Raw genomic sequence first — 26174 nt, forward strand, 5'->3', positions numbered from 1 at the left:
ACCCTATTACGTTAATAAGAAAAGTACTTTTAAATGGTTAATAGCCAGCTGCCAGAGAATCAGGCAATTGATCAGCAGGGCCTCAATCAGCAAGTTGCCCATTATGGATTCTATCAATATGAGTAGAATGGGCAAAAAGTCGCCGAAATCTTGCTCGCATTTAATGAAGACGAGCATTTGATAGCGCCGATTCGGAGTTGCTGGACAAGCTGATCAACAAATTATCCCAAGTAAATACCAATTGCGTTGCGCAAATCCACACTTGCTCGCAAAATGAGAAGCCTGTTCTCCGCGTCTTCAAAAAAAGGAGAGAGTCCAATCGATATCCAACAGAAGAGATATCCTATGCGCAAAAGCAGTATATCTTTACAGAGGCGATGAATTCATCCCAACGCACAGACATTGCCAATAGGAGTAAATTGATTCAATTGCCACACCAATAACTTAAAAACAGCTTAAAATCAGTTATGGCGATGCATGGCTTAAAAATCTACATTGTCAGAAGACAGCAACGATGATTGAAACAAGATTTAACGAATGGCTGGAAAGCCATCCCCAACTAGAAAGCCATATCATACCAAAGACTCCTCATTGGGGCAGGCTGATTTGCGCGTGGAATGAACAGCAAACACATGCACGTCTACGCCATTTTTACGTCGCTACTATCGATCGAAGAAGCGGCGCTGTTTACTTCGACTGCAGCCCCCTTAAAATTGCCCTCAAATGCTTAGGACTGGCTATCCTTTATCCCATTGAATTGACAATTCGTACGGTCTATCTGATCTGCTTTCCCGTCTCCTTGCCGATCGATATTGGATGCACTATTTATTATGGAATAAAGGAAGAGCTGCCCGCGCGTGAAATTTGCCAAAGGGTTGCTCAAAGAATCTACCGAAATGTAATGGATTGCCTTCGCACCCCTATCTATGCCACTACATTGAGCCTGGTTTGTTTGGCAAGCTGCTTCATCTTGATCAATCCCAATCATGCTTATGATCTGCGCGCCTTGATTGGCAGCATTGAGGCCTCTTACCGATGGGGCGATTTAGAAAAAGTAACTGCGCCTTGCTTCCAGCCGTCGGAATATTTCAATGTAGAAAGTGAGCAAAAAGAATACCCCGATACGGTCTATGATGGGGATGATGCCGTTTCGCAGGCTATGTCAAACTTTGCCAGATCTAAGATAAAATTCTGGCAAAGCAAGCACAATTTATGTGTAAATGGCTGTATTCTGCCTCATCCAGGCAAAGCCTACGTGACTCCGGGCTACGCTTATCTTTTGGGGTGAGTGAAGTCTTAAGACTTCACTCATACACCCCGCTTATTACTGGCAGATACCTTCGAAAATCAAGACCGATTTTGGTTGAATAGAAGGCAACGTGAAATTTGATATGCCCCCTGCAAAAAATATTTTCGGCCGCCCATTAATCAGCCTAATAGACGATAGTGCGGCTGAAGCGCCAAAATTTTCAAAGGCAGCTCCATTGGGATCAAAAATAATTGGATACGGCTTCCAGCTTCCATGGCGGCGATGATAAACAAGAATGCCTCCTTGCTGCTCCCCAGCCGGTCCAGTACGCGAAGAATCTGAAATAATGGCCATATGGCCTTTAATATCTGCCGTGAAATAAGAGGTACGCTTAAAAGGCGTATTGACATCGTCAGAGACAATTTTTTGTGCGCGATGCCACTTATCATTTAGCAGATGAAAGAAATAGGCCGCTCCTTGAAAGCGCTCTTCTAATGAGTCGCTAAAGCTTTCCAAGGGAGCTCCAATGAGAGCCCATTTTCCATCGATGGAAAGAGAACCGCCAAAACTATCCCCGAATTCCACTTGTTGTGCAAGATCCATACTTTCATCGCCTTTTAACTTTTGAAAGTAGTGCCAATGCTGCTTTTTTTCTGATAGATGAAAAACATAAACAGTCCCATTGCGAGAAATGAAGGGACTAATAGCTGGTACTGAACCAACGAGCGAATTTGAAATCAATGCATAGCCATTATTCACGGCCAGATTACCTCCGAACAGCAACAACGAGAGGTTTTCTGGATTTATCAACGTTTGATGCAGCTCCCAAAGACCGCTCAAGCTATTGCGACGAAAAGCATAAACAGCTCCAGCATTGTCGATTGCTTCATGTGTCACAGGATCATTGACGACTTGAAAAGGGGCTGCGACGAGCAACCACCCTTTTTCCAAATCTACCGCGTGCTGCAGTCCAAATAAAGCGCCGCTATTGAGATGTTCGAAGCTAAAAGCAGTCAACCCCTCTAATCCAGGCGTATGGCGATCGATCACTTGCACCAATTCCCAGCGATGAGCCTCTGTGCCAGGTACCTTTTTATGAGAGCGGTGATAGACGAGCAGTGCACCTGTGTAATCTTTAGCAAGGGGATCTTCCTCATTCAGCGGTGTTCCAATGGCTGAAATGAAAAGAAACTTTCCTTCTGACTTGACACTCAAATTCCCTACGTTGTCTTCATTGCCGCCAGTCGTCAAGGCTTGAGTAAATTCCCACTGATTGCTGTCATTGTAATAATAGACATAGACGGCTCCTGAGGACAAGGATGAATCAGAAACAGCGCTCTTATCTGCTATAAATAAGTAGCGCCCATTAAAAGCCACGGAATTGCCATAGTCATTTCCTCCAATAGGATTCAGAAGAAGATTGGGACTCTCAAGAGTGGCTGTTTTGGCATAATCTGGCCTGCAGCGGTGCCGCATGGCAAAAGCTGGATCGCTCTCCACTTCTTCTGAAACTAAAAAAGAATGTCCAAATAAAACTGTAAGTGCCGTCATGCAATATAGAAATAAACGCATTAAACCTCCGGTCTGGTGGATGGTATCTTTTGATATCAAGCTGATGCAAACATCCTTAATTTCTAATAAACAGTCGGATACGTTTAAAGCAGGGCTCTCAAAAAAACCGAAATGAAGAAATTAAGAAAGATAGTTATGAATGATCAATCATTTTTTTGAAAAGCAAAAGATTCCCGAATAGCGAAGCCATCCAAGAAGGGCAAGAATCAAAACGACACCCACAATTGTCCACAAAGGAAAAGGCTTTGAGGAGAGAAGGATCGCTTGTTCCAATACATACAATTGAACCAGCTCTCCCCGGGCATCAAAGAGTGGCTCCCTTTTCAACACGCCCTGAACGGTGACGGCTCGATGCGTCAATGCCTCTTTAGCGATCTCCCCCTTCACAAAAATCTGCTCCGACACTTTGGAAGAGGTCCCAATACAGCAACTCTTTAGGTCAGGCTGTGCAGCCAATACAAGCGATTGGGAAGGAGTTTGATAAAGAAATCCCCTCATATGAATGACTCTTGGAAATTCCTGCTCAAGGCTTGACTGCTCGAGAGAATCAAAGGTTAGAAAGAGCGGTGCATGGGCAGACACTAAAAGCAGCCAGATCCCCACTATCCCGCTTTTTAACCAAGTCGTATTCATTTGTCCTCTAAATAAAATTGTGCAGGTCAATCAAATCAGTCATTTTTCACGGCTCAAAAAGTTTCTTGAAATTAATTGTAAACGAGTCGATGGTGTTTTTTATATTCAAAAAATTATATAGCGAGCTTAAACCATGAGTCATTTTCTTTTCACGTCAGAATCGGTCTCTATCGGTCATCCGGACAAAATTGCCGATCAAATTTCCGATGCCATTTTAGATGCGTGCCTGTCAGGTGATCCCAACTCCCGCGTCGCTTGTGAAACGCTAGTTTCTCGAGGACTTGTCTTGGTTGCAGGGGAGATTACGACCCATGCCGCAATCGACTATCAAGACATTGTCAGAAAAACCATTAAAGAAATTGGATATGATCATCCCGAGCTCGGATTCGACTATCAATCGTGCGGCGTTATTACCTCCATCAACAAACAATCACCAGATATTGCTCAAGGGGTCAATGAAGAGCAAAATCCCTATAAAGAACAGGGAGCTGGCGACCAAGGACTCATGTTTGGCTATGCCTGCGACGATACCCCCCAGTACATGCCTCTCCCCTTGATGTTAGCCCATGCCATTGTGCGGGAACTGCGTCAAAAAAGGCAGCGCAATGTCTTAACCTATCTAAGGCCAGACGCCAAGTCGCAAGTGACCGTCGAATACGATGACAACCATCACCCCGTCCGCGTCCACACAGTCGTCTTATCGACCCAACACAGCGAAGATATCGATCAGGCAGCGCTCGTCAAAGAGATGAAAGAACTGATCCTGCACGTCATTCCAGCCGAGCTCATCGATGAAAACACCCTCTTTTACATCAATCCAACAGGGCGCTTCGTCATTGGTGGCCCGGCAGGTGACTGCGGATTGACTGGACGAAAAATCATTGTGGATACATATGGAGGAATGGGAAGACATGGAGGAGGTGCCTTCTCCGGAAAGGACCCTTCTAAAGTCGATCGCTCGGCCTGCTATGCCGCCCGCTACATCGCCAAAAACATTGTGGCAGCCAAATTAGCCAAGCGCTGTGAAGTGCAGCTGTCATACGCAATCGGAATGCCTCGTCCCATCTCCATCAAGGTGGATACATTCGGAACCGGTACCATCAGCGAAGAGCTGCTCAGCCGCATCATTCCTCTTGTTTTCAATTTGAGTCCCAAGGGAATCATTCAAATGCTCGACCTCAAGCGTCCCATCTACCGTCAAACGGCTTATGAAGGACATTTTGGAAGGGAAGAACCCAATTTTAAATGGGAAAAAACAGACCGCATTCCGGCCCTGCTCAATGCCATCAAGCAAGAGTCTTTCCTCATGCATACCTAAAAGTGCGCCTTTTTCAGCAAACAATGGAGAGGAGGCCTACGCCTCCTCCAATCGTTTTTTAGTAGTCGAGATCAGGCGAGCATGCATTCGGACATTCCCAACCAATCTGTCTCTCCTCTTCCTGTCTTCTAAGCTCTTCAGCTTCTTCTGCTTCCTGAACTTTCCTTACACCATATTCAAACACTTCTCTTTTGGTTGCATTAGGATTGCGGTCCAAGCATTCACTTTCATAATATTCTAGATCTCTTTTCTGTGAACCTCTGAAACATGTATGCATAAACGTTCCAGTTCCAACCGTCCCAAAAGCAAGCCAAGGAAGTATAGAGGGGTTTACTGCTGATAAACCTAAGGTAATTGCGGTTTCTAGTGTCGATCCCCAAAAAATAGGAGATACAAGTACTGATGTCAGTATACTTCCCCCAAGACGATTTAAACCACCATTGATGTATGTATCTCTAAGTTGGTCGACTTTTTTCGCATCCTCTTCGAGTTCTATATTTCTTACACGCTGAGCCAATTGTGCATTTTCAGTCTGCACGTTCACCAGATTTTGGCTTAATTGTTGATTGTGATTTTCTGTTCCTGCGACTCTTTGTTCCAATGTCTCCTTTTCACGTTCGAGTTCACCAACACGGCCATGCAGCTCACCAACACGGCCTTGCAATGCTAGGTTGTCACGCTGTAATCCTTGTATAGCGTGGATTCCTCTAATGGCTATTTCAGTTAATGTACCAACATGTACTGCAAGCTGACGGTTTTGATTGGCCAACTGATCCATTTGCTGTTGCGGATCTGCTGGAACTGGTACGAGTTGTTGCGGATCTGCTGGAACTGGTACGAGCTGCATAATAGTTCTCCTAAAATTGTATAAGTTTTAATGTAAAAACAATTTATCATATGAACTGAAAGAATCTTTGAAAGTAAAGATTTTACTTTCATTTTTGACTGCATATCTTATAAAAAAATTTTGCAATTCGATCAAGTTTAAAATTATTTTTTATTCTACATTAAAATACCCAGTATGATAAATTAGGCCTTCACAAAAGGAACAATTCAATGATTATTGCAACCATTCATTCGGCTTTTCAATCATCAATTCCCTTTGCAGAGCGTCTTTTACCCTCACTAACATCCCGCTAAAAAACAATAGCGGCTATTGCAGCAGCTATTTTTGCCGCTATTGCACTCACCACTTTTGTTTATCGCCTGTTTGTTCCGAAAAATATCAACATTGCCACACAAGATGAAATCCATAGCCGAATACCGACGCCTTACAACCCTCAACCTTCACAGACTCATCCTGTGTCTAGTGAGCAGGTTATTCATAATGAAGAATTAAAGCCGTTGCCCTCTTTGGATATGAGTAGCGAATTTCAGGTAATGGGATTATCGGGATTGCCAATGACCATTCGCAATGATAAAGATGGCCATCCAATCTACGACCAAACTAGGCTCGATTTCACTGATATCGAGTTAAATACCGAGCAGTTATTGGACTATGCTGTCATTAACTATAAAAATACAACCTGCGTAGAAGATGCCAGAATTATTCTCATGGGAGAGCAACATAAAACTCCAAAACATAGAGACTTAGAGGTGGCTATTATCAATCAATTTGGGAAAGATAGAGATGTTTTTTTATTAGAAGGTACGGAATATGAAGAATTTATTCCAGATCCAAACACCAATTATGGTATTTATGGAAACATCTCAAAAAAAATTCACATGCGCGGCTGGGAAGAAAACTTAAGTTTAGGAATAGAATCGCTAAAACTAGTGAAGGGAATAAATACTAAAAAACTTGAGATCATTACAGAAGAAAAACAGAGTTTTGAACGCGGCATTTCACCCAATCAAGAAAAAATGCAAAAAAGCCACGATGAGGCCTTTGAACTCTTTCATCAATTCATGGAAATTCTTCACGAGCGCAATAACTTTTTAATCCGCTCTATTAAACGTGCTTCAATAGAACATCCCCACAGTAAAATCTTTGTATTTACAGGTAGATTGCATATTTTAGAAGTAGGAACATTCAATTTACTGGATCATATGCTTGAAAATGAAAAATGTGCAGCTCTGCTTTTTAAAGAATAAAGAATGTTTATTCAATCATCAATCCGTCGCAAGTTAACTTGTTATTTCTCTGCGACATTTAAAAATACCAAACTCATTATTTTCCAAATCAATCAAAAAATAACAATTAATATTTTATTTCATTTTAAACATACTGATTGGTAAATTGGGCCTTCACAAAAGGAACAATTCAATGACTATTGCAACCATTCATTCGGCTTTTCAATCATCAATTCCCTTTGCAGAGCGTCTTTTACCCTCACTAACATCCCGCCAAAAAACAATAGCGGCTATTGCAACCGCTATTTTTGCTGCTATAGCGCTCACCGCTTTTGTTTATCGCTTGTTTGTTCCGAAAAACATCAACATTGTCGCACATGATGAAATCCATAACCGAATACCAACGCCTGTAGTGCAAAACAATCCCCAACCTATTCCTCAAATTCATCATGAACCTGTCGAGCAGGTTATTCATAATGAAGAACCCAAGCAGTCCTCTTTGGATTTGAGTAGCGAATTTCAGATAGTAGGGTTATCGGAATTGCCAATAACCGTTCGCAATGATAAAGATGGCCATCCAATCTACGACCAAACTAGGCTCGATTTCACTGATATCGAGTTAAATACCGAGCAGTTATTGGACTATGCTGTCATTAACTATAAAAATACAACCTGCGTAGAAGATGCCAGAATTATTCTCATGGGAGAGCAACATAAAACTCCGAAGCACCACGACTTAGAGGTGGCGATTATCAATCAACTTGGAAAAGATGGAGATGTTTTCTTGCTAGAGGGATTAGAGTATGGACAGCAGTTTATGCCAGATCCTAATACCAATTATGGTATTTATGGAAATATCTCAAAAAATATTCACATGACTGGTTGGGAAGAAAGTTCAAATTTAGTAATAGAATCGCTAAAACTAGTGCAGGGAATAAATACTAAAAAACTTGAGATCATTACAGAAGAAAAACAGAGTTTTGAACGCGGCATTTCAACCAATCAAGAAAAAATGCAAAAAAGCCACGATGAGGCCTTTGAACTCTTTCATCAATTCATGGAAATTCTTCACGAGCGCAATAACTTTTTAATTCGATCTATCAAACGTGCTTTAATAGAGCATCCCCACAGTAAAATCTTCGTATTTGCAGGTAGCTTACATATTTTAGAAGTAGGAGTATTTGATTTACTCGATCACATGCCGGAAAATGAAAAATGCGCAGCTCTGATTTTTAAAGACTAGGGATATTTGTTCAGAGCAAAGACTTTCAACAGCCCATCCCTTTTGAATCAAATAGTCAACTTCCAAGGCCCCTTTCTTCTAAATCAGAACACGTGTCTGGATCCATCCATCTAAAATCCCCTGCAATGAGCTTTCAAATCAGAGAGGAGAAAGAGTCCATCTTTCCAAAAGTTTTCTACAAACTTCAAAATAAAGGCATTTAATTAAAATTTTGTTAAAAAGATTGAATTTGATTTTATTAACTGCAATTAATAAAATCTTAAAAAACATCTAATTATCAATAGGATCCCTCAAATGAATGCCCATTCTTTAGCGGCTTATCATGAAGCAAATCACATTCCCGTTCCACTCACGTTTCCACCCATACAGACCGAGTCTCGCGTTAAGTACATTGACTTTTTGGCTCGTTTTATCCGGCAAGTCTTTCATTATGCCCCTTATTTTCCCAATGAGGAAAAACAGTTTATGAGCGCTTTCTCTGGAGAGGGGAATAATTTAAGAGTCGTCAAAACAGGACATCAATTATCCAAGGAACAGGCAAGCTTATTTAAAGCCATGAAGTCCTTATTCGCGTATCACGTCATTCAAAAAGAACAATTAGAGATCTCTTCCTATCTCTCTTTTCCCCTCACTCGCTTAAAGGATTTGAATGAAAAGACGAGCAACGCTAGTAGTGTCGCTTGTCCATTACAGAATAACGTATGCCTGCTTCCCGATGATATCTGGACGCTTATTTTTGGCTACGCCTGTACAAGTTGGCAAGACATTGGTCATCTTAGCCTCACTTGCCGCTCTTTCTATGAGATTGCAGCAAGTGATCGTTTTCTGAAGCTATTTTTTGAAAAGAATCCACAAGCCTTTGATGAGATTAAGCACGCTCCGCTGAGCTTAAAAATCATGGACTCTGCACAGTTTAATCCCTCTCATCTGCTGCCAAGGCAAACGAGTCTAAGCGATCAAGAACTTCTTTTCCTTGCAAGCCATGGAGAAAACCTCGAGACTCTCGCTTTGCAAGGAGGAGGCTTTACAGTGCGAGGGCTCGCCCATCTCTTGCAAAAATGCCCTCTTTTAAAAACACTCGAATTCCATCACCTGGCCTCTTCGCATTTCGATGATTACCTCACGGTCGTTGCCCTGTATGCACCCCAACTCGAACACCTTAAAATCATCGATTGCCCATTGACCGATCACGCTTTAATCGCTTTTTCTATCTGCAAACACCGTTTGCGCTCTTTCGAGTGTTGGGATACTTCCGGAGAAGGGGCCCTTACCGACTGCGGCTTTTCTACTTTTATCAGCGAATCGCAACACTTAGAAGTCGTGAAGCTGACCGGATTCCCTCACGTCTCGCAGTTTCCCCTCCTGCTTCTAGAAGCCTACACAGCGGAGGGTACAAAAAAGAAGAGTGAAGCCATCAAGGAATTGACCTTTGCCTATTGCGGTCTCTGCGATGTGGGCCTGTTTGAAGCCATCGTTGGAAGCTTTCCCAATTTAGAGTCCTTGGAAATTGCCTTGTCACCTGCTAATTACTCAATAGATGACTCAAAAGTGGCGTTCATCGCCATCGCTCAAGCCTGCCTGAATTTGCGCCGTGTTAAACTGAGCGATTGCACCTATTTGGACTCTCTGACAATTGAGAAATTTTTGAGCCATAGACCAACAATTGAACATCTTGAACTGTATCGCAGCAACCCTAGCACACCCTCGTTCTTCTCTGCCGTTGCAAAACTTCCCTCATTAAAGACCTTTCAATTCGAACCGAGTAGGCAATCTAAAAGCCCATTTACATGGCAGCCAGGCACGTTTAAGCATTTAGAAACGCTCGGCTTGAATCTCTGCCAGATCGAAGAACACCATCTTGTGGACGCTTTGAAAACAACCCAACCTAAACTCAAGCACTTGAGGCTATTCAATTGCGGGCAGTACACCAATCAGTTGCTCGAAACGTTGGCTACCCATTGCCCAGAACTCGTTCTCTTGGAGATCGAACAGGCCTCACCCGCAAAACACTCTTCAATGCTCAATGATGCAGGCATTCAGGCCTTAAGCACAGGTTGCCAAAAGCTTGAAACGCTCAACTTGAAATCGCCCTCTCCTTCTTGGCAATTCAGCGATGACTCTTTGGCTGCCTTATCAAACTGTCAAAGGCTTGCTCACTTGACTCTTAGCCATTTCAAAACGAGCCTTTCGGAATGCTCTTTCAATACAATCAATCTATTCAACAAGCGCTGCATCAACATAACCCATTTGGGATTCCCTTTCAGCGACTTAATGGATGAGTCACTTATTCCCCTTTTTACAAAGAATGCGCATCAACTGCAGTCAATCGATCTCAAGCAAGTCACCGGAAAAATCGACCTGCTCAAAGACCTCGTTCTCAACAGCCCGAATCTCCAAGTCTTGGAAATCGATCATGAGCATATGAGAAAAAAATACATCCAAAAACTTAAAACACTTTCTCAATTAACCATCATCTACACGAGGCAGCTTTCCACAAAAACATCCAATCCCTCTTTGCCAAGCTCGCCCACTCTGTTCAGTACTTGGACAAAGGCAGCTCGCAAGTAGGAATGTACCTAAGCACAAGAGACTCTTGCAATCGCAGCAGAAGAGAGTAGATGAGGTTGATGCAAAAAATGGCTTTCTAGCGGATAGTGAATGAACGATAGTTAAAAGCATTGAGTCATTATGAATACAAAAAATTTTAGTGCAGCCCAATTAAAAACCCTTCTGCCGGAATTTGAGAAGCACCTCAAGGGATCAACCTATCTTTCCTGCAATGGAGCCGATCCGCGCCGCTTTGTGCTCTTCTTTGAGAAAAATGGAAAGAAAGAAGCCCTCTTTTTGTGCATGGAAGGGCCAATTCCGCGCTGCCACCTTACCGAAAATCGAACTTTCCATTCATCCTCATCCTCTCATCCTCTCCACTCCATTCTCAAGGGAGCTACTTTGCTTGCCATTGAGCAAATCAATGCTGACCGCATCTTGAAAATGCATTTCCAAAGCCCGCACCACATGTTTTCACTCATTTGCGAATTCTTCACGAGGCATCCCAATTACTATATTACCGATCGCACTGGACAGATTCTTTTTTCCTTATTCCCCCTTCCCCATTCCCATTATCAACCGCCTTCAAAAAATCCCTCTTCGCTCTCCAATTCTTCTGCTTTTACAAGCTCAAAAGAAGTTGAAAAAATCTACGACCAGCTAGAGGGGGAATGGATTCTCCAAAAAGAGAAAAAAGAGATACAGGCTCTTTTCCAAAGAGAATGGAAACGCATGCAAAAGAAGCTGAAAGAATTGGAAAAAGAGCTCGCTGAATGCTCTCAGTGGGAACAGGTGAAGCATGAGGGAGAGCTGCTTAAATCCCAATTTTCCTCCCTTAAAAAGGGAATGCGCGAAATTAACGTATGGGACTGGCTACAAAACAACCCACGCACGCTACAATTGAGTGGTACCCTGACTCCTCAAGAGGAATTAGCCCACCGCTTTAAAAAGGCCAAAAAGCTGCATGGAGCCTTAAGCCATCTTCCAGCCCAAATCGAGCGTATTAATCAAAAAATCAAAGAACTGGAGGATCGCATAAGAGAATTGGAAAGCGCCGAAACGATTGAAGCCTTAAAATCCTTTAAGCCTCAGTTAAAGCCCATTCTTTCCGTTAAGGAGAAAATTGAAAAGAGGCAGCTCCCCTATCACGAATACCGATCATCGACCGGCCTGCTCATGTGGGTTGGAAAAAATGCCAAAGCCAACGACAGCATGACCTTTACGCTAGCCAATGGATCTGACTGGTGGCTGCATGCCCAAGGGATTCCCGGCTCCCATATCGTCATTCGCACCTTAAAAGGGCGAGACCCCGATCCAGAAACCATAGCCGATGCCCTTCAGCTTGCACTTTATTTCAGTAAAGCCAAAGAACAACAAGAAGCGGACATTTGCATTACGCAAAGAAAATACGTCTCTCGTCTTGGGAAAAATCAACCAGGAAAAGTACAAATATCCAAGCACAAGACAGTCTGGATACGCTTTGATCCCCAACGCTTTCAAGCCATCAAGCAAAGGCAGGCTGAAAAAAAGGATTCTTTCGGATAAGCGTTTTAAAAAAGGCCCAGTGGGCCTGAAGGAATCTGACATGCTACTACTAAAAAAGAAGGCTCACGCATGAGCTATAACCATCCATTCTGGTGATACCTATCGAATAGAAACCATGAGAATGGACGGTTATGCCAGCATGAACATTTAACAAGCGGGCCTGATCGGCCTCTAGTCCTCATCTTTGAAGCGATAGCCAACACCCCGAACGGTTTCAATTCCGTCGAAATTGGGGCCTAGCTTCTTGCGCAAGGAAGCGATGTGTACGTCGATGTTGCGGTCAATAATGAAGGCTTCATCATTTTGAACATCATCTAGCAGTTGATTACGAGTCAGAACTTTGCCACGGTTCAGTAATAAACGACGCAAAATGCCAAATTCAGAAAGAGTCAAGGCAATACTCTTGTCCTTCTTGCGCAATAGATATCGATCCACTTCCATCGTGTAATCGCCAAAGGTCAATACCTTTACCTCTTTTTCCGCCTCTTTGCCGCGTCTCAAAACCGCTTTAACTCGAGAAAAAAGCACTTTCAAAGAAAATGGCTTTGCCACGTAATCATCAGCACCTAATTCGAGTCCCAATACAACGTCTAACTCCTCACTCTTGGCTGATATGATGATAATCGGAATATCTTCAAAATCGGGATTACTCTTGATCTTGCGACACACGTCCAATCCGTTCAAGCCAGGCAGCATGATATCCAATACAATAATATCTGGTCTTTCTCTTTCAACGGCTAAATAGCCATTCAGCCCATCCATTTCAACGTGAACCTTATAACCCGCAAGTTCCGCTTGCAGCTTAATAAGCGACGCAATGTCTTCTTCGTCTTCTATGAGCAATATTTTTGTTTTTTGCATCTTAACTCCATCAACTTTAAATATTTTGATAGGTTCTTATAATTTAATTTCCAGTTATACTCAAGCTTGACAGATAAGTAACCCATCGTTTTGTCAAACTAAAACCTGAAATTAGTTCTACTAAAGCATTCCCTTGTATTTTATTATACAATACAATTTTAAATTTAACTAAATTTTTATTTAACATTAATTAAGCAATTGTTAAGTTATATTAAAAAGTTAATATAACAAGAATCACTCATTGATCCATTGATCGAGCTCTTCGAAGACATCTTTAGATTCGGTATATTGTGCCATCCACTGAGGAGGCTCTCTGCTTGCCCCTTCTGTTAGCCACTCTTCCACTTGATAGAGATGAATCTCTCGATAAACTGTTTCTTGAATTTTGGGCTTCAAGTCATCGGGCACAAACTCGAATGCCAATTTATTTGCTTGAACACCGCTCTGCAAAATAGGCAGATCTCTCTCAAGGGAGGACCCCCTATACTTTAGCATCATGCCATTGGATTTGACGAGAGATTCGAACAGATAGCGATTATTCTCGACGAGGTGAGTAAAAGAAAAATTAGAGCGTAAACAGGGGGTCAGTTCGAGTAAGTTTTGAGTCCCTTGATAGCCTTTATCGAAACTTGCGATCATCGTTGCAAATTGTTTTTGCAAACGATCGGTCGGCCTCATGTTCACCGAAAGCGGGAGACAACCGGACCATTCTTTTGTCCGCATCTGTTTAACAGCCGAAAGGAGCTGAATCGGAGGATAGTCGCTCCCCACAGCATAGAATTGTTTGCAAACTGGTAGAAGAGAGGCTGCCGATTGCTCGCATCCCAAAAAATTAAAAATCTCTAATACCAATTCGTTTGGTAGAAACTGCGAAAAATCTGATTGGTCAGTTTTCTTCTTTTTATACGTTCTCCCATACTCTTCTTCTCCTTCGGACAAAACTCCCCAGCTCTTGCTTGTGCAAGAGTGCTCATCTCTCATTACTTTCATAATATTTCAATACCTTTAAATTAATTTAAAAAAAATTATAAAACTAAAATGTTAAGATTTGTTAAGAAATTTATTTTTATTTAAATAATTATTCATTTTTTTCAATTTAGATGAAGGAGTTATGATCAATAAGAGGAGGGATGGTTAGATGTACTTTTTGAGCGCTCGAGGGGTAAGTATTTGAATCTCTCTCTTAATAAATCCGTTCAAACACTCTATTTTTATCTTTATTTTTTTATAGTTTATTCGTAGAATAATTATAAATTTTTCAAACTTCTATTTTTCTAAAGGCCTTATGTTTTACGTGATTCTTCTTTATGCCTTATTTGCTAGCGTCTTTACGATTGCCAAAACAGGATTACAACATGCTCAACCCTTCTTCTTAGTAGGCACACGCATGTTGTTGGCAGGTTGCATCTTACTAGGATATCAGAAGATCGTGAACAAGGTGAGTTTTTCGTTTGATAAGCAAACATGGTGGCGTATTTTTCAATTAGCGGCTTTTAACATTTATTTGACAAATGTTTTTGAATTTTGGGGTTTACAATACTTAACCTCGTTCAAAACCTGTTTTATTTATAGTTTATCCCCTTTCCTTTCGGCTTTATTTTGTTACATGCTTTTCTCTGAAAAGCTGACGCGCAAAAAGTGGATGGGTCTTTTTATAGGCTTTTTAGGATTTTTACCTATTCTACTGAGTCAAACAAGCAATGAAGAACAAACAGGCCATTTACTTTTCTTTTCCTGGGCCGAGTTAGCCGTGATGATGGCAGCCATTTGCAGCGTCTATGGTTGGATTGTTTTGATGCAATTGGTCAACGAGCATAAGCTTGCTCCGATGACAGCCAATGGAACGAGCATGTTCATTGGCGGCGGTTTAGCCCTTGCCCATTCCTTAGCCGTTGAGACCTGGTCTCCGATTCCTGTTACAAACATTCCAATCTTTATAGAATGCACTCTGTTGTTAATTTTAATTTCCAATCTCATCTGCTATAATCTCTACGGAACTCTTCTCAAAAAGTATTCAGCAACATTTATCTCTTTTGCAGGTTTTACGACTCCCCTCTTTACGGCTCTTTTTGGATGGATTTTCCTAGGCGAAGTCGTGACTTGGCCATTCTACGTTTCTTTTGTCATTGTCTTTATAGGATTGCTCCTTTTCGATCAGGACGAGCTCAAAAAAACGTATCGAGACAGTTTGTTGGTGGCTCCCAAACCGACCGAGGCTTAATTATTCAAAAAATGTTTGTTTAAATTTTGTCAACTGATTATACACAAATTATGTGAAAAAGTTAGTATTGACTGCTCAAAGTCCTGGATTTAAGTCTTTGCCATATGGCAATCATTTAAATCCAGTACTTGTGTTTTTACGGATCTTTTTTTCGCACTAAGTTTTTTTGAAACACGGAATAGCTAGAGGGATATGACAACGGCCGAAAAAGAAGTTCTGCTCGAATTTGACAGGGAGTTCTACAAGAATCGCACGCAAGGATTAATAGATCCAGCCATCAACCGATTTCAGCGCATTTTAAAGTCTTATACGATTTTCAACCTCTTCTTTATCACATTGCTGCTGGCAGAGCTTATCTATTTTTTTGTGCACCTCACTTTTTTGGCTCAAACCTTCGTGCTGGCTATTCATTTAGCCCTAATTATCGTCACCATTTTCTCCTATTTCACCATGCGCATGTACTTTCAAACTAGAAAGACAGAGCGTTTAATGGAATTGAGAACAGAGTTTCTACAAGCTTGCGAATCGAGCTTACAAGATCTCGAGGAATCTCCCGAATATCACCTAACCATTTCTTATGCCTGCTGCAAGTTGGCGGCCGACCTGCATGCTAATGAATACACCATCTACCCAGCCCCGTTCCGTCTCGATTTCTTGTCCCCTTCCTTTGAGAAGGTGAGCTGCTGGTTTCACTGGCAAGATGTGCATTTAATGAAAGAGCTTCTTCTTCAAGCCTGCATCGAAGAACACATCAAATTGGTACGATTGGAGCCCACCAACTTAGAAACGCACACGGGCCTTGCAAATGCTTATGTCATGTTATCCGGGCTCTACGTCGATCCAAGAACTGTGGAAGGGCTTGACGATGAGCGCTGGATTCCAGCCAATAAATACAATGAAACCTTTCAGCTAAAATTTCGAAGCATCGCTGAGCGTGCAATTGAAGAATTCAAGATTTTAAGCGATTATGCACCCCACGATCCCTGGGTCCATGCCCAGCTGGCTTATAGCTATCATGACTTGCAAATGCCGACTGAAGAGATTCGGGAATATGAAATTATTCTTCAGCTGTGCCCTGACGACAAGGAAACTTTATTCAAATTAGGCAAGCTGTATTTCGAGCAAGGGCTGAATGCCAAGGGCTTGCACGTGTATGAAACGTTAAAAAAGTCTAACTACAAAAAAGCTGAGAGCCTGATCCATTTTTATGGTGCCTATGCAACCCATGCGAAAAACTAATCGTTCTCAGCCAAAAGCATTCACAAAAGGAAAATGAAGTTATGTTCTGCCCGCAATGCGGCGCGAAAGCGGATGATCAACATAAGTACTGCCCATCGTGCGGGAAGGTGATGAATCCAAATTCGCTAGATACCGCTCCCACAGAGCCTACGCCCCAGATTCGAAAGAAACCCATGCCACTTTGGTTTAAGATCTTGGTCGCCATTGCTGTTACCCTCCTAATTGGTGTAACAGCCGGAATTTTATTTACAGAGCGCCTAGTCGACGTGATAGATAATCAGCTCGAAGCTCTCCGGCAAAACGATGTTACCAAAGCGTATTACGGCTATACGTCGAAAGATTTTCAAGCAGCTACTTCCCAAGAGCAATTTCGTGAATTCATCGAAACATATCCCGTTTTTTTAAACAATCAATCGGCCCACTTTACACAGCGTTCAATCGACAATAACATCAGCACTTTGAAGGGCAATTTAACCTCTCAAGACCATATCAATACGCCCATCGAGTATAAATTGATCAAAGAAGACGATAAGTGGAAAATTCTGAGCATTCGCCTGATAAAGCCAGATCGCATTCCAGGAACAAAACCCTCAGGGAACATTCAAGACCTGATTGGAGTCGTTCAATCTCAACTTCAGGCCATCCAAGACGAAAAACTGGGCGATGCTTATCAGAATTACACTTCTAAAGAATTTCGCGAAGCTACTTCAGAGGCTGCTTTTGAAGAATTCATCAAGCGCTATCCTATCTTTAGCGACTATCAAACTGCCTCTTTTCATAAACGGCGGATCAGCGATGGAGTGGGCACCCTTTCAGTGATCCTCCAGACCGATCATTTGGCTGCTTACGTCAAATACTATCTGATTTATGAAGATCATGCCTGGAAGATTTGGAGTCTGCGCATTCTTTCACCATCGGAAGAAGGCGACCAGGAACAGGGAAAAAATCAGCCAACCGTAAAAAAAGCGGCCCAAAAAGATGAAACGGTAGCTCCAATGAGCTTTGGTTCGATTCAACTTGGATCTTCGGCCAATGAAGAAGGAATCATTCAAAATCCTCAAACGATCTTTCCATCCGATCTGAGGGATCTGTATGTTGATTTGGAAATTAAGAACGGAAGCAAAGGCAGTATCATTTACTTGAGCCTACAACACATTGAAAGCGGCTCTTCTATTCCAGCCAAGGCAACCATCGAAGATGAGGGAGACACGATGCTAATGTCTGTTTTTTCCCCACCCAAAAGTGGTTGGCCAAAAGGGCATTATAAACTAGTTGTCACGACCTCCTCTGGTTTGAACAAAATTGTTGATTTTGACATCGATTAAGTCTAAACCTAGAAAAATCGCCGATGCTACGCCTGCCTTATCGCTTCACAAGGCAGCCGCAGCTTTGGCGCCTCCATTACTCAAACTTTAACTCAAATCATACAGCGACATGTACATCATAGCAGGACAATATCGCCACCAACGCCTAGTAACTCCCAAAGGCATGCAAACCCGCCCAACCGCTAGCCGCTTGCGCGAATCCCTCTTTAATATTTGCCAGGGCTTTATCGAAAATGCGCGCTTTCTCGATTTATTCGCAGGCTCTGGTGCCATTGGCTTCGAGGCACTCAGTCGCGGCGCTCTGGCTGTTACCTTTATCGATGCAAGCAAAGAAGCCGTTCGCTGCCAGCAAACCAATGCCTCCAAGCTAGATGTCCAAACGCAATGCCAGATTCTTCACGGCCAAGTCCTTACCCTTCTTCCCTGGCTTGAAAAACAGCGCAAACAATATGACATCATCTTTGCCGATCCTCCTTACGCGACGACAGACCATCCAGAAGAAAAACAATTCTATAGTGAAAAAATAGTCCGTTTTCTCGACGCTAGCACTTTGCTGGCCGAAAAGGGAGTACTCTTTATAGAAGAAGAGAGCCGCTTTGAACCTCAAATAAACGATTTAAGGAAATTGCAGCTGATCGACAGCAGACGCATGGGACATACGACCCTGCAACGCTACGAATGGAACGTGAGCCAATAGACTTCTTCCGAAATGTCCTGGTTCTCAAAAGCGCCATTTCTGGCGCTTTCAAATAATCCTCATTTTTTCTGCACTCAATCGCTCTCCGAGCTCATTTTATGTTTTGCCTCTTCTTACAGTTCCTTACGAGGCAAGGCAAGACAGCGACTCAAAGCCATGGAAAGATCAAAAAAGGATAAGAACGCATCTGAAACAAATCGCTCCTGGCTAGAAATGTTTCTTCTTTTCCAGAAAATCCTCAACCACAAAAGAATAAATATATTGATTTATTTTAAAGCTCGGCTTAAAAAAAGATGCATTATATTGAAAAGGAGCCGAGACATGTTTAAATCTCTTATTGCCTTTACAGCGAGCTGTTTGACAGCACTATCTTCCTTAAGCTTTGCAACGTGCGAGCAAAGTTTTGAGTTAGGAGTTGGTTGGAGAAGGGATAACTTGGATTGGAAGCTAAGCGATGTAGAATCAAGTTATATTTCAGCCGAAGTAGACTCTCATATCCACTTTAAAGACATCGAAATGTATTCCGCCTACGCAAAAACCAAGTGGGTCGGATCCGAATACTACGTCCGCTTATCGGCCGACTATGCCACATCATTCAAAGGACGCGCAAGAGAGACTTTTAAAATGAATAGCTCGCTCTTTGATAGCAGCGATGTTTTCGCAATAACGAGCGACCCTATCAAACGGCGCAGCGAAGCCTATGATTTTGACATTGCCGTTGGCTATCCCTTCGCCTTTTGCTGCAACCGCTTGAATATCGTTCCCTTAGTAGGCTTTTCCTACCATCGCCAGCGTTTAAAAGTCAAAGGTGGACGCGATTCCTCTCATTGCTCTTCTTCTTCTTACTTTTCACCGCTTTACTCCTCTTCCGACTACGATTCTTCTTACGATAGCTCATATTTCTATAGCCCCTTCAGCTCTTCTATCTCATCAAATCCCTTTGCAGAACCTTCTAGCCGACCTGAAAATGTTGTTATCGCTAATGAACTGGGGCTTAGCACTTCAAGGAGATCATGCAATTACCGCTTTACATGGTATGGTTTCTATGTTGGCACCGACATAGCGTATGCATTAGATCCTTGCTGGACCGTTTATTCAGAAATCGAATGCCACTTTTTAAACAATTGCCACCGCAAACGCAAGTCATGGACAGGAGTTTACTTTGTAGATGGCTACCACCGCGATGATTGGTGCTATGGATTCAATACAAGCTTTGGTACAACATTTTCCATGTCCAACTGCTGGTACGCCACAATATCTGTCGACTATAAGTGGTGGAAATCGCACTCTCATCACGATGAGCTTAAATGGCAATCGGTTGGAGTCAATGCTGCCCTCGCGTACTCTTTCTAAAAGAGCTTCGCTCCATAAATCGAAAAAGCCAGCCCCCTCTCAAGCATGAGAATGGGGCTGGCTTTTTTATACACTAGGCATCTCGAAAAGAGCCTATCGACTCCATAAATAGAGCGATTTTTAGGCCACAGAACCCGCCAGCTCTGGCACCTCTTTGGGAAGACAATAAGTGGCATAAATCTGGATGAGAAACAAAAGACCCAAAACGGCTAATGCCTTTACAGGGGCATAATCATCAAAAAAGGCAGTCATCACCCCAACCCCGCCAGGTCCCAAGGCCTCCGATACACACCATACAAGCCCCATCAAAAAAGCATTGACCGAGCCTGGTCGCGTGGGCTCAAAGCGGGCCCCTAGAGCAATTCCAAGAGGATTTACCAAAGTCAGCGAAGCGCCCAACACAAAAAGAATTGTCAATCCAACCCACATCGAAATCCCTGCTGAAAACAAGATGGAATAAAAAGCTGCGCAGCTCACAATACCAGCAATCAAAATGATCAGGCGAGGCGAATACTTATCAGCCAAATACCCTGCCGGGACCATCATGAAGGCTCCACCTAAAATAAAACACATGTGCCCCCCGCCAAAACAAACCCATTCGGCATGGCCAAGCGTTCTGAGAGCATCAGGCAAAATAAAAATCGTCCCCCATAAGATGGATTGATTGGCCACCTGAGAAAAGTAGAGCATGCGCAAGGGAGAAGATTTGAAAAAAGCCTTAAAATCCTTCAGGATTCCACGTGAAACGTGCGAGGAGGCAGCTGCTGTCGAAGGGAAGCGGTACAAAATGACCATGAGAGCTACAATGGCAACTGGTAGCGCTAAAAGATAGGTCTGGCCATCCAAATTCGTATACGTGTACATAAAAATCAATTGACTGAACGCCAGGCCCAGGCTCCCGCCAGAGGCAAAAATAGCCATTAACAGCCCTCTTCTGGAGGGAACTAAGCTGCTCATCAATCCCCCAGCAGCCGGATGGAAACTGCCAGATCCTATGCATGTCAGCATATAGAGGCAAAATAAGGCTCCATAGTTAGCAAAACTTGCTAAAAACGTGCTCGCAATTGCCAACAGCAGACCCAAAATCATAAAATGCTTGCGATAGCCCCGATCGCTAAATGCCCCAAAAAATAGCTGAGACCCTTCACCAATCAAGGCCCCCGCTGCAACCACAAGCCCTGCCTTAGCAAGATCAAGCTGCGCCAAAGATTTATAGACAGGCCAAATGCCCAACATCGTATCAACAAAAAAATGGGAAAGCCAAGTCAAAACAAGCAATGGAGCCAATGATAAAGAAACGGATTGCTTTACAGGAGTAGACATATCAGCCTTATGGTTAATAACTCTGCATACATACCTCAACGCCTCAAAGACTCTAACTATCAGTAAAATAAAAATTGAAGCGTGTCAAAAGAAAAAACTTCGAGCTGTTAACCATTGCAATGCATGTTTCCAGCCGGAAAAGAACAAAGTTGAATTAAAGAAAATAATGAAAATCTTCAGTTATTATAAATAATATTTAATTATTTTTAAATAAAAAATTTATTATCTAATAAAAATTTTAATTAAGTCTCAAATACCAAATTTTGTTTTTCCCCCTTACTTAGTCCATTTAAATCCTTTTATTTAAGAACAGAAGCTTTTAACAGGAGCAGTGGATATTTAAGCAAGAGATGGGGAGGCGGGCTCTTGTTTGTGATAGACAAAAAATTATTGATGCTTTTATGGTCGGAATAAGATTCAACAAATCAGTTGATAGATGTTGACTCACTCCCTTACATCCTCTTTCCCCTTTTGGAGGCTCTATGGAAAGCAAATGTCTAGCAAAAGCAGCTCTTGCAGCTTTTTTGTTAGCGTCGATTTTGCCAGTTGATGGTCAAGCGGATATTGAGGTCATGGAAGCCCATCAGACCTATTTGGCAAGTGCAGCATGTGGTCATTTATCCGGCTATGATTCCTATCAGCCACAGTCCTATACATCATCTTATGAGGTCCCTGGCGATTATTCTTATGAATACGACAATCGTCATTACCTTTATGAAAAGCGCCCTTATGATACGGGAACCTATTACTATGATCGTTCAGGCAGCAGATACGAGGGCATGAACCGTTATAATGGTTATTACAACACGAGCTACAATGCAGGCAATTATACATCTGGCATCAGCAGTTATCCTGGCACCAGTACAGGACCTGGCATCAGCAATGGTTACCATGCTACGCCGAAGGGTATTTATAGTACAGACAGCCGGTATTATGACCGCAACATAAGACCGAATCCCGACGCTTACTACCAATCAAGAAGATAATCAATTGAGTCTATAAATTTTTTAAACATTTTGGAGGAATCATGGAAAAGAACAAAAAAGAACTTATCAAAGCCGCATTAGCAGCCCTTATACTCTCTACAACCTTGCCAATCGATGGCCATGCAAGCGATAATGCAGGTCAAAAAGAGACATTATTGGCAATGGCTGGTTGCGCAGCTCATGGTTGTGGGGCCTCTCCTTCAAGTTCGGGAACAAATACAAACAATGCAAATAACCCATCAAATGGTTACTATCGCGCTAACAATAACTACGACACAAGTAGCAACAGCTACAACCGCGCAGGCACAAATACGAATACCAACTACACAACAGGTGCAAATGCCAACACCAACTACAATGCCGGCAGCAGCTGGGATGCGGATGATCGTGCAAGCAGCTGGGGAACAACAAACACGGATAATACTAACCGCAATGCAAATGGCAGCCAGTCTAGCTGGGGCACAATGAATACAGATAGACCAAACACTGCAACGACTCGCCCAGGTACAATGACGCCGCAAAATCAGACCAACTCTACGACTCCAAGAAGATAACATTTATTTTATTTAAGGAATCAATATGAAGAATAAAAAAGATTTAAAGAAAGTCGCTTTAGCAGCCCTTCTTTTCTCATCTATCTTACCAATCGATGGACAGGCAGCAGTTGCTGGTACGCATGAAACGTATTTAGCAGTCGCCAAGTGTGGAGCGCACTGCGGTGCTGCACCTCGCAGAGAAATTGCAGACAACTCAATGGACAGCGAAAGCTACAATCCTCGCCATAATAGCTACCAAGTTGGTTCTTACGGAACAGCGAGTAGCAATGAAGCGGGTAATTATTCAAGACCCGGCGTTAGCGGTTACAACGTAAGCTCGGATGCGAGCTATGACAGACCAAGTGGCAATGAAGGCCGCGTATATCGCGACACTCAAGGCCGGCCAGTCACGAATCCTTCTAGTCCAGCTCGTCCTTATAATGATAATGCTCCCAACTACAGCAGCCGCCAAGCCGCTCCGGCTTATGATGAAACATATCGCGTATCAGCTTATGATATCGAAGTGTATCCTGAGTCCAGCATGCAGTCGCGCGCCAATCAAAATGGCTACCGTAACTACAATACGGCTGGCGACTACCGTGGAGATATGGGTCAGGATAGATCGGCTGCCGATCAAGCCCAGAGAAGAGCTTCGGATCCTCGCAGCACGATGAATCGCTAATCGCACACGATTGACTTTAGGTTTATGTGCGCAGCCAATGGCCTGCGCACATTTCTTTGCTAACTTACAACTTATCTTTCCCAAAACATACCTTCTCAGGTGTTCACACACCTCGATAGGATGATTTACCCATCGAACAGCGACAGCGCTTGTCACGATAGATTATACAGATTAAAGTAGATTCTAACGAATCGAGTCGACACATTAAAACAGGTAAGAATTAAATGGCTCCTCAGAACATCCCCAATTTAGGCATTGGTATTGGCTTGCGACCTCCCCACTATGAAGACATTTTTCGTCTGCAACCAGAAATTGGTTGGTTTGAGATCATCAGTGAGAATTTTATGGTAGAAGGGGGCAAGTCGCTTGAATATTTAGATAAGATTTTAGAGCGCTATCCGGTTGTTCAGCATGGCGTTTCTTTGGCAATCGGAAGCCCGGCTCCTTTAGACTTTGATTATTTAAAAAGGCTGAAAGACTTGACGAAGCGAACCAGAACACCTTGGGTATCCGATCATCTCTGCTGGGGTCATCAGCCAGGCGCCCACTACCATGACCTACTACCTTTGCCGTATACCCGGGAAGTCATCGACTACGTATCCGAACGGGCTCGCATCGTACAAGACTATCTAGAGCTGCCGTTTGCCCTCGAAAATCTTTCTTCATATGTGGCATTTAAACAAGATGAAATGCCGGAATGGGAGTTTTACACTGCCGTCGTTGAGAAAGCCGATATTTACATGATGCTCGACGTCAACAATATCTATGTCTCAAGCCGCAATCAGGGCTTTGATCCCAAGCTTTACTATCAAAATATTCCATTAGATCGCGTCATTCAAATCCACTTAGCCGGTCATAGCGACTTTGGAGACTATGTCTTAGACACTCATGACCATCCCGTTCGCAATGAAGTATGGGAGCTCTATGCGGAAATCTATCCTCAAACAGGAGGCGTCTCAACCCTCTTAGAATGGGATGACAACCTCTTATCATTTGAACAAACATGGGCAGAAGCCTTAAAGGCTAAACAATTTCAACAAGGAATTCACAGCAAACATTCCTTGCCATCCATTTCAAAAGAAGGTGTTTATGTCTAAACAAACGCTCGATCAAGAGACAGATGATTCCTCTTGTTCTCTTAAATCCACTCAAGAGTGGTTTGCAAGCATCATTACAAACCCGCTAGCCAAAAATGATGCTATCAATCCAAAGGCGCCAAACGGCATGCTGATCGCCGAAGAAGCTGCCCGCTATATTGTGCCAAGCCCTACCATGCTTCCGCATCAACGCCTCCAAATCTACAATCAGCAATACTGGTGGCGCCTGCTCAATACCCTGCACGCCAATTTTCCTCTTTTAACCAGGCTATTTGGTTATCAAGCCTTTAACGAGAAAATTGGAGTGCCTTATCTTCATCAGTGCCCGCCCAATCACTGGTCTTTGACCTTGCTTGGTGAGCGCCTCCCCTCCTGGATTGCAAACAGCTACAAAAAACCCGATAAACCCCTCATTCTCAATGCAGCCAAGTTGGATTGGGCCTTTACTGCTAGTTTTATTGCTCCGCAGCCTCCTCCACTCGACTTGAACGAGCTTGCACAAGAGAATCCCAGTCTCTTACTAACTAAGCCATTTTACTTACAACCGCATATTCATCTTTTTAAATGGGACTATGACTTGCTTGCTTTTCGAGAACTCTTTCTTCAGCAAGAAGTCGATTATTGGACTGAGCATCGCTTTCCAGCGCTGCCAAAAAGAAAGTCCTCTCATTTTGCTTTATACCGCACCCTTAAAAATGGCCAGGCCTGGAGAGAAATTACAAAAGGTGAGCACTTTCTGCTGCAGCTCTTTCAAAAGGGGTCGAGCGTTGAAGCCGCTTGCGAAGCCATTGAAGAACAGGAATCGGTTCTTTACGAACAGGTAGCATCCAATCTTCAAAAATGGATTCAAGATTGGACAAGGCTTGGCTGGTTGACATTAAAAGAAAGAGTCTAACAAAAGATTTGATAACCTTGATCTTGCACTGCACGAATCATCCCCTTTCTTCAGGAAACCACAAAGCTCGTCTACAAGCTCTGTGGTAATGGATGATTGTATCCTTTTGCTTCTAGAAATAGACTCCAAATCCGCCACCCAGCTTAAATCCGCTGCAATTTATATGACGGTGAAACATATTGCTGTCTCTAGAAACATGGAAACGCTGCTCAAAATAATCGGCAAAAAGGTCGATAAAGGTCGTAGGACCGAGCGTCCATCGCACACCTAACTTTGCAACCCCGCCCCAGCCGCTCTTACGAAGGTGCTTTTTAAAGGGAGAAGAAACGAGAGAAGAATCATAACCGGAGTAATCGCAATCGTTTTTGAGTTTCAGAAAAGAATACGCTCCACCAACACCTACGTAAACGTCTAAGCAACGCAAGAGGGGATAGACAAATTTTAGCCCCACACTGATGGGCAATACGGACAACTTTGTTTTCTCTTTCAAGCCAGCGTAGTAATCTTCAACATGTCCATGCTTATTCATCCAATTGACACCAGCCCACACTTCAACGTAGTCACTCAATTTTCGTGAAGATTCAACCTGAAAATCAACCCACCCCTTCGAGTAGGCATGGCGCACTTCTTTGGAGGAAGGACTAAAATAAGCTGCCCGTACTTCCATCGTCCAATCGGATGCAAATAAGCTGAACGGCAATAAGAAAATAAAGAAAAAAGAGTATTTCATGAATTTGACAACCGGTAAAATTTTAAAGATATGTCTTATAAGCAAGGAA

23 protein-coding genes are annotated in these 26174 nt (G+C 42.9%); 16 read left to right on the forward strand and 7 right to left on the reverse strand.

The window, feature by feature from the left end; all coding sequences use genetic code 11:
- Positions 1-514: 514 nt before the first annotated feature.
- Positions 515-1288 (forward strand): hypothetical protein, encoded by a 774-nt coding sequence (locus PNK_RS11010; RefSeq protein WP_059062030.1) that lies wholly within the window; start codon positions 515-517, stop codon positions 1286-1288.
- Positions 1289-1324: 36 nt separating this feature from the next.
- Here the strand turns inward: PNK_RS11010 and PNK_RS11015 are convergent, their stop codons facing one another.
- Together PNK_RS11015 and PNK_RS11020 are read right to left on the reverse strand one after the other, a co-directional pair.
- Positions 1325-2821 (reverse strand): hypothetical protein, encoded by a 1497-nt coding sequence (locus tag PNK_RS11015; RefSeq protein ID WP_158021795.1) that lies wholly within the window; start codon positions 2819-2821, stop codon positions 1325-1327.
- Between the two features lie 147 nt (positions 2822-2968).
- Positions 2969-3454, reverse strand: coding sequence for a hypothetical protein (locus PNK_RS11020; protein WP_059062034.1), 486 nt, complete (start codon positions 3452-3454; stop codon positions 2969-2971).
- A gap of 133 nt (positions 3455-3587) precedes the next feature.
- Between PNK_RS11020 and metK the strand changes: the two genes are divergently transcribed.
- A complete protein-coding gene (gene metK, locus PNK_RS11025) occupies positions 3588-4772 on the forward strand; it encodes a methionine adenosyltransferase (protein ID WP_059062036.1) in 1185 nt (394 codons plus the stop codon).
- Between the two features lie 58 nt (positions 4773-4830).
- Here metK and PNK_RS11030 read toward each other — a convergent pair whose 3' ends face one another.
- Positions 4831-5619 (reverse strand): hypothetical protein, encoded by a 789-nt coding sequence (locus PNK_RS11030; RefSeq protein WP_059062038.1) that lies wholly within the window; start codon positions 5617-5619, stop codon positions 4831-4833.
- Positions 5620-6131: 512 nt separating this feature from the next.
- Between PNK_RS11030 and PNK_RS11035 the strand changes: the two genes are divergently transcribed.
- The 4 genes from PNK_RS11035 to PNK_RS11050 all read left to right on the forward strand — a co-directional run bounded on the left by PNK_RS11035 (position 6132) and on the right by PNK_RS11050 (position 12180).
- On the forward strand, positions 6132-6866 hold the full coding sequence (locus tag PNK_RS11035; protein ID WP_158021796.1) for a hypothetical protein: 735 nt from the start codon (positions 6132-6134) through the stop codon (positions 6864-6866).
- A gap of 172 nt (positions 6867-7038) precedes the next feature.
- On the forward strand, positions 7039-8088 hold the full coding sequence (locus tag PNK_RS11040) for a hypothetical protein (protein WP_059062042.1): 1050 nt from the start codon (positions 7039-7041) through the stop codon (positions 8086-8088).
- 294 nt (positions 8089-8382) lie between these two features.
- On the forward strand, positions 8383-10656 hold the full coding sequence (locus tag PNK_RS11045) for an F-box/LRR-repeat protein (RefSeq protein WP_059062044.1): 2274 nt from the start codon (positions 8383-8385) through the stop codon (positions 10654-10656).
- Positions 10657-10776: 120 nt separating this feature from the next.
- Positions 10777-12180: an NFACT RNA binding domain-containing protein gene (locus PNK_RS11050; RefSeq protein WP_059062046.1), complete on the forward strand. Its 1404-nt coding sequence runs from the start codon at positions 10777-10779 to the stop codon at positions 12178-12180.
- 171 nt (positions 12181-12351) lie between these two features.
- On the opposite strand, the gene PNK_RS11055 is transcribed toward PNK_RS11050, so the two are convergent.
- Together PNK_RS11055 and PNK_RS11060 are read right to left on the reverse strand one after the other, a co-directional pair.
- Positions 12352-13041 carry a response regulator transcription factor gene (locus PNK_RS11055; RefSeq protein WP_032124520.1) on the reverse strand — a complete coding sequence of 230 codons (690 nt, stop codon included), beginning with the start codon at positions 13039-13041 and terminating at the stop codon, positions 12352-12354.
- Between the two features lie 234 nt (positions 13042-13275).
- Positions 13276-14031 carry an F-box protein gene (locus PNK_RS11060; protein WP_059062048.1) on the reverse strand — a complete coding sequence of 252 codons (756 nt, stop codon included), beginning with the start codon at positions 14029-14031 and terminating at the stop codon, positions 13276-13278.
- A gap of 295 nt (positions 14032-14326) precedes the next feature.
- Here PNK_RS11060 and PNK_RS11065 point away from each other — a divergent pair, with 295 nt between their 5' ends.
- The 5 genes from PNK_RS11065 (at position 14327) to PNK_RS11085 (ending at position 19876) form a co-directional block, all read left to right on the forward strand.
- Entirely contained in the window at positions 14327-15262 is a 936-nt protein-coding gene (locus tag PNK_RS11065; RefSeq protein WP_032124522.1) for a DMT family transporter, read from the forward strand.
- Between the two features lie 192 nt (positions 15263-15454).
- A complete protein-coding gene (locus PNK_RS11070; protein ID WP_051981768.1) occupies positions 15455-16501 on the forward strand; it encodes a tetratricopeptide repeat protein in 1047 nt (348 codons plus the stop codon).
- A gap of 110 nt (positions 16502-16611) precedes the next feature.
- Entirely contained in the window at positions 16612-17826 is a 1215-nt protein-coding gene (locus PNK_RS11075) for a DUF4864 domain-containing protein (protein WP_059062049.1), read from the forward strand.
- 109 nt (positions 17827-17935) lie between these two features.
- Positions 17936-18523: a 16S rRNA (guanine(966)-N(2))-methyltransferase RsmD gene (gene rsmD, locus PNK_RS11080; protein ID WP_059062052.1), complete on the forward strand. Its 588-nt coding sequence runs from the start codon at positions 17936-17938 to the stop codon at positions 18521-18523.
- 321 nt (positions 18524-18844) lie between these two features.
- Positions 18845-19876 carry a hypothetical protein gene (locus tag PNK_RS11085; RefSeq protein ID WP_158021797.1) on the forward strand — a complete coding sequence of 344 codons (1032 nt, stop codon included), beginning with the start codon at positions 18845-18847 and terminating at the stop codon, positions 19874-19876.
- 120 nt (positions 19877-19996) lie between these two features.
- Here PNK_RS11085 and PNK_RS11090 read toward each other — a convergent pair whose 3' ends face one another.
- Positions 19997-21199 carry an MFS transporter gene (locus PNK_RS11090; RefSeq protein WP_059062055.1) on the reverse strand — a complete coding sequence of 401 codons (1203 nt, stop codon included), beginning with the start codon at positions 21197-21199 and terminating at the stop codon, positions 19997-19999.
- 482 nt (positions 21200-21681) lie between these two features.
- Here PNK_RS11090 and PNK_RS11095 point away from each other — a divergent pair, with 482 nt between their 5' ends.
- The 5 genes from PNK_RS11095 to PNK_RS11115 all read left to right on the forward strand — a co-directional run bounded on the left by PNK_RS11095 (position 21682) and on the right by PNK_RS11115 (position 25395).
- On the forward strand, positions 21682-22185 hold the full coding sequence (locus PNK_RS11095) for a hypothetical protein (RefSeq protein WP_059062057.1): 504 nt from the start codon (positions 21682-21684) through the stop codon (positions 22183-22185).
- Positions 22186-22226: 41 nt separating this feature from the next.
- The gene (locus PNK_RS11100) at positions 22227-22739 is read left to right on the forward strand and encodes a hypothetical protein (RefSeq protein WP_158021798.1); all 513 of its coding nucleotides are present in this window, start codon (positions 22227-22229) and stop codon (positions 22737-22739) included.
- 25 nt (positions 22740-22764) lie between these two features.
- Positions 22765-23403, forward strand: a complete 639-nt coding sequence (locus PNK_RS11105) for a hypothetical protein (RefSeq protein ID WP_059062061.1) — start codon at positions 22765-22767, stop codon at positions 23401-23403.
- A 224-nt stretch (positions 23404-23627) separates the two neighbouring features.
- Positions 23628-24500, forward strand: coding sequence for an MNIO family bufferin maturase (gene bufB / locus PNK_RS11110; protein WP_059062064.1), 873 nt, complete (start codon positions 23628-23630; stop codon positions 24498-24500).
- Complete coding sequence (locus tag PNK_RS11115) at positions 24493-25395, forward strand: HvfC/BufC N-terminal domain-containing protein (protein WP_059062066.1); 903 nt, start codon at positions 24493-24495, stop codon at positions 25393-25395. Before bufB ends, PNK_RS11115 begins: the two co-directional genes overlap by 8 nt.
- 112 nt (positions 25396-25507) lie before the next feature.
- On the opposite strand, the gene PNK_RS11120 is transcribed toward PNK_RS11115, so the two are convergent.
- Positions 25508-26125 carry a hypothetical protein gene (locus PNK_RS11120; protein WP_059062068.1) on the reverse strand — a complete coding sequence of 206 codons (618 nt, stop codon included), beginning with the start codon at positions 26123-26125 and terminating at the stop codon, positions 25508-25510.
- Between the last annotated feature and the right edge of the window lie 49 nt (positions 26126-26174).

The organism is Candidatus Protochlamydia naegleriophila, from assembly GCF_001499655.1.
Classification (GTDB): Bacteria; Chlamydiota; Chlamydiia; order Chlamydiales; family Parachlamydiaceae; genus Protochlamydia; species Protochlamydia naegleriophila.